The following is a 4,239-nucleotide window of genomic DNA, read 5'->3' on the forward strand; positions in this document are numbered from 1 at the left end:
TGGCGGGGATGTGGAACTGGTGGCGGGTGGCGAGGTTGCGGAGGTTGCCGGGGCCGTCGGCACCGTGTTTGACGTCGAGGTCGAGGCCGATGAGGTGGTGCGGGGGCCGGCCGCAGGCGATGCCGTAGGCGGTGGCCCACGGCGCCGCCTCGAACAGTTCCCGGAGTCGTTCCGGGTCGGTGGTGGCGTCGTGGACGCCGTGGCCGAGCCGGCCGCAGGCGCCGCGGCAGTGGGGATCGCGGGGGTGGGGGCTGGGGATCGCGGGTCGCTTGCTGCGGGCCAGCGGGAAGGACTGCAGGCCCCGTGCGGCGGCGAACTGCGCGGCGGCCAGGGCGTGGTGCCAGTCGGGTACGGGCAAGGCAGTCTCCCGATCGGGGGTGGCGGCGGAGAGGGCGGGCCCTGCGGGCGCGGTTGGCCGCAGGGCCCGCCCTCGGGGCGATTTCAGGCGGCCTTGAGCTGCCGCGTGTCGCCGGTGGAGTGGTTGTTGAGGGTGTCGGTCCAGGTGGTTCGCAGGGCGGCGCGGTCGTGGCGCTGGTCGGCGGGGGCGCCTCGCCGGTTGTCGGGTCGGATGGGCATGTGGAGGCCGAGGAAGTCGTGGCCGGCGGCGACGAGGAGCGGCTGGTGGGGTCCGGCGGACCAGAGGGTCAGCGGCTCGTACCGGTCGGCGGGGGCGTTGGCCCAGCGGGCGAGGAAGGCGGCGCTGTAGTGCGCTTCGTCGGTGAGCTGGGGCTCGGCGGCGAGGGCGGTGGCGAACAGGGGCCGCCACTTGGGGAAGCAGGCGGCGAGCGGGGCGTTGGCGGACAGCCGCAGGGAGCGGGTGCCGTCGTCGATGGTCAGCCAGCCGTCGGAGAGGTCGGCGCCCTTGGTGGGCCGGTAGGTGAGGGTGAGGTCGGCGCGGCGGCGCCGGGCGGGGAACAGGGCGCGCAGGGCGGTGAGGTCCGCGCGGGTGAGGAGCGCCTTCCACGGCGCGGCCCCGGTGGTCTCGGGGGCTTCGCGGCGGGTGAGGGCGAAGGTGTAGCGGTCGGTGGCGGCGGCGAACAGGTGGGTGCCGGTGGCCTCCAGGTAGATGCCGCCCAGGACGGGCAGGGTGTCGTCGGCGCTGATGTGCGCGGTGAGCTGGCGGACGACGGTCGGCAGGTCGGTCACGGTGACGGGCACGGCGTTCTCCCAGGGGGGCAGAGGTCGAACAGGGAGTCCGGCGCGGTGGCCGGGGCGGTGGCGTGCTGGGCCTTGCGGGCGGCGGTGCGGGCGCCGTCGTGGCAGGTCGGGCACCACGCGGCGAGCGCCTGCCTGGGCAGGGCGGCCGCCTTGTGCGGGGGCAGGAGCAGGGTGGCGGGGTCGGAGGGGGCGGCGATGAGGTGGACGGTGCCGCCGCCGTGGTGCTGCTGGTAGCCGCCGTGTTCGCGGGGGCAGCGGCCGCCGTCCTTGGTGTGGTTCTTGCCGCAGGTGCCGCGGCACTGGCAGCGGCCGGAGGCGGCGGCCATGACGGCCTGCCACAGGCCGGTGTCGGCCAGGGGCGGCACCCGGTTCACGGGGTGCTCCCGGTGGGGAGGTCGTTGCCGGTGATGGCCTCGACCAGGGCGGAGACGAGGACTTCGGCGACGGGCGGGGTGACGGCGTTGCCGTACTGGCGGACCTTCTCCCGTTTGCTGCCGAGCACGGTGTAGGTGCCGGGGAAGGCCATGGCGGCGCCGATCTCGCCGGGTTCCAGCATCCGGAACAGCACGTCCTCGACCGCGACGCGGTCACCGCGGACGAGGGCGTAGCGGTCGCGGGTGGTGAGGGCGCCGACGGGTTCGGCGACGGGCCGGGGGGTGCTGTTGCCGTAGTAGGGCAGCAGCAGCGATCCCCAGTCGGTTGCCGGGTCGGGGGTGGTGGGCGGGAGGGTGAGGCCGTGGTGGTTGCCGGAGGCGGTGACGGTGGCGAGGGCGTCGAGCACGGGGCGGGCGTCGGAGGATCCGCCGCGCAGTTCGGTGATGAACGGCAGCCAGGCGAGGCCGGTCTCGTTGCGGGCGGTCTGGGTGCGCAGCGGGTCGCTGGCGGGGGTGGCGGTCTTGCCGTCGCGGCCCTCGGCGGGGACGAGCAGCGGTGGGACGGCGAGGCCGTCGTTCTCGCGGGTGGTGCGGGTCGGCGCGGGGTCGGTGACGGGGGTGGCGGCCTCGCGCCAGGTACCGCCGGCCGGGGCGAGGATCGGCATCGCGTACTTGGCGAGGCCGGTGCGGATGCGTTCCTGGGTGGCGGCGGCGTAGGGGGTGAAGGTCTTGCGGTTGGGCTTGCCGTCGCCGATGCGCCGGCCGGGCAGGGACCAGTCGATGACGGCTGCGGCCGGCAGGACGGGCGGTTCGACGACGGTGTTGCGGCAGGTGACGTGGGGGCAGCGGTAGAGGTACTGCTGGCGGTAGCGGCCCATGTCGGCGCCGCGCTTCTTGAACACCTGCACGGCGCGGACGGTCCTCTCGCAGCCGGGGCACCAGGCGGGTGGGCGCAGCCACTTGTCCCAGTCGGGGTCGCGGCCCAGGTCGGTGCGCCAGTAGGCGAGGTAGAGGCGGTCGCGGGACTGTGGGGCGGTGGCGGCAAGGCGGGGGCGGGCGTGCATGGAGTTGAGGGCGATGAGGCGGGTGCGGTAGCCGAGGTTGCGGATGTCGGCGACCCAGGCCTGCCACAGGTTCCAGGCGCGGACGTCGATGACGTTCTCGACCACTCCGGCGAGGACGGGTCGGCCGCGGGCGGCCATGGCCTCCAGGTATCGGGGGACGTCCCACATCAGGGCGCGTGAGCGGTCGGTGGCCGGGTCGGGCAGCGTCTCGCCGAACAGGTCGGGCTGCTTGTCGAAGTCCCTTTTGGCGCCGCGGGCGTTGGACCATTTCGGGCACTCGGGCGAGGCCCAGAAGATGTCCGCGGCGGGGAAGGTGGCTACGTCGGCGTCGTGCAGGTCGCCGAGGAAGTGGTCGGCGTCGGGGAAGTTCAGCGCGTGGGAGGCGATGGCCTTGTCCCAGTGGTTCGCGGCCAGGACCGGTACCACGCCGGGGACGTTGCGGGCGCCGGCGGAGGATCCTCCGGCGCCGCAGAAGAAGTCGATGTAGGTCAGCGTCACCGCGCACCGCCGGTGAGGTCGGCGACCAGGTGGGCGTGCGCGTTCGCGTACCCGGCCAGGGCCCGGACGGCGGCTTTGGCGTCGCGGGTCAGGGTGGTGCCGGGCCGGGTGGTGGTGGGTGTGATGAGGAGTCGGTCGGGGACCGGGATGAGCAGGTCGGCGGTGACCAGCAGGGCGGGCCGGTCGGCGAGTTCGGGTCCGTCGAAGCAGGCCCACCGCTGGTCGTGCCAGGGGTTGTGCTGCCGTTCCCAGTCCAGGGTGCGGGTGGGGCGTCGGGTGAGGGTGTGGTGGCGGAGCGGGACGGCGATCCGCAGGGCGAGCCGGTGATCGTCGGCGACGAAGGTGGTCAGGGCGTGCAGGTCGGGGCGGATGCGGACGTAGCCGGGGGCCATGATCGGGCCGGTGGCGACGAGCCAGGCGATGGCGGCGAAGTCGACGGGGCGGGGCGGTTCGCCGTCGTCGTTCAGCAGGTGGAGGTGCTGGGCGAGGTGGGCGCCGTAGCGGGAGTGGTTGCCGGAGGCGTGGGAGCGGTCGTGGTCGTCGTCGGTGACGGCGAGCGTGTCGGCGTTGAAGTCGGGCATGCTGGTCCTCTGGTCTCGTGAGAACGGGGCTGGATCGGCCCCGCAGCAACCGGCACCCGGCCAGGTAGAGGTTGCTGCGGGGCTTCGTGCTGTCCGGGGACCGTTAGAACGGCGGTTCCTCGGCGTTCTGCGGCGCCGTGCCGGCGGGTGCCGGCGGGGTGGGTCCGGCGGTGGACCACGGGTCGGCCGCGGGTGTGGTGCTCGGGTTGCCGGTGCGCTGGGTCTTGGTGACCTTGGCGGTGGCGAACCTCAGGGAGGGGCCGATGTCGTCGAGGTCGAGGCCGAGCATGGAGCGGTTCTCGCCCTCGGGGGTCTGCCAGTTGTGCTGGACGAGTCGGCCGGTGGCGACCACGCGCATGCCCTTGGTGAGGGTTTCGGTGGCGTGTTCGGCGATCTCGCGCCAGGCGGTGGCGCGCAGGAACAGGGCGGTGCCGTCGCGCCACTGGCCGGTGGTCTTGTCGTAGGTGCGCGGGGTGGAGGCGATGGTGAAGCGGGCCATCGCCACGCCGGTGGGGGTGAAGCGCAGTTCGGGGTCGTCGGTCAGGTTGCCGACGACGGTGATCG

6 protein-coding genes are annotated in these 4,239 nt (G+C 74.1%); all 6 read right to left on the minus strand.

The features are described 5' to 3' along the window. Positions 1–358: bifunctional DNA primase/polymerase (locus tag AA75_RS51995; RefSeq protein ID WP_033820922.1), on the minus strand; the 358-nt coding region annotated here is incomplete at its 3' end. Between the two features lie 83 nt (positions 359–441). Beyond that, positions 442–1,158 carry a hypothetical protein gene (locus AA75_RS16970; protein ID WP_033820891.1) on the minus strand — a complete coding sequence of 239 codons (717 nt, stop codon included), beginning with the start codon at positions 1,156–1,158 and terminating at the stop codon, positions 442–444. Next, a complete protein-coding gene (locus AA75_RS16975) occupies positions 1,143–1,532 on the minus strand; it encodes a hypothetical protein (protein WP_051812606.1) in 390 nt (129 codons plus the stop codon). The genes AA75_RS16970 and AA75_RS16975 overlap by 16 nt, the downstream gene beginning before the upstream one ends. Then, positions 1,529–3,094: a DNA cytosine methyltransferase gene (locus AA75_RS16980; protein ID WP_033820892.1), complete on the minus strand. Its 1,566-nt coding sequence runs from the start codon at positions 3,092–3,094 to the stop codon at positions 1,529–1,531. Before AA75_RS16980 ends, AA75_RS16975 begins: the two co-directional genes overlap by 4 nt. After that, positions 3,091–3,675 carry a hypothetical protein gene (locus tag AA75_RS16985; RefSeq protein WP_051812608.1) on the minus strand — a complete coding sequence of 195 codons (585 nt, stop codon included), beginning with the start codon at positions 3,673–3,675 and terminating at the stop codon, positions 3,091–3,093. Before AA75_RS16985 ends, AA75_RS16980 begins: the two co-directional genes overlap by 4 nt. A gap of 103 nt (positions 3,676–3,778) precedes the next feature. Beyond that, positions 3,779–4,239, minus strand: a 461-nt coding sequence (gene ssb, locus AA75_RS16990; protein ID WP_233289052.1) for a single-stranded DNA-binding protein, incomplete at its 5' end; no start/stop codon positions are given.

Origin of the sequence: Kitasatospora sp. MBT63 (assembly GCF_000710465.2) — a bacterium.
Taxonomy (GTDB): Bacteria; Actinomycetota; Actinomycetes; order Streptomycetales; family Streptomycetaceae; genus Kitasatospora.

Bases quoted from the DNA above. Each gene is read 5' to 3' on its own strand.
- AA75_RS16985 (WP_051812608.1), bottom strand. From the start codon at position 3,675: ATGCCCGACTTCAACGCCGACACGCTCGCCGTCACCGACGACGACCAC.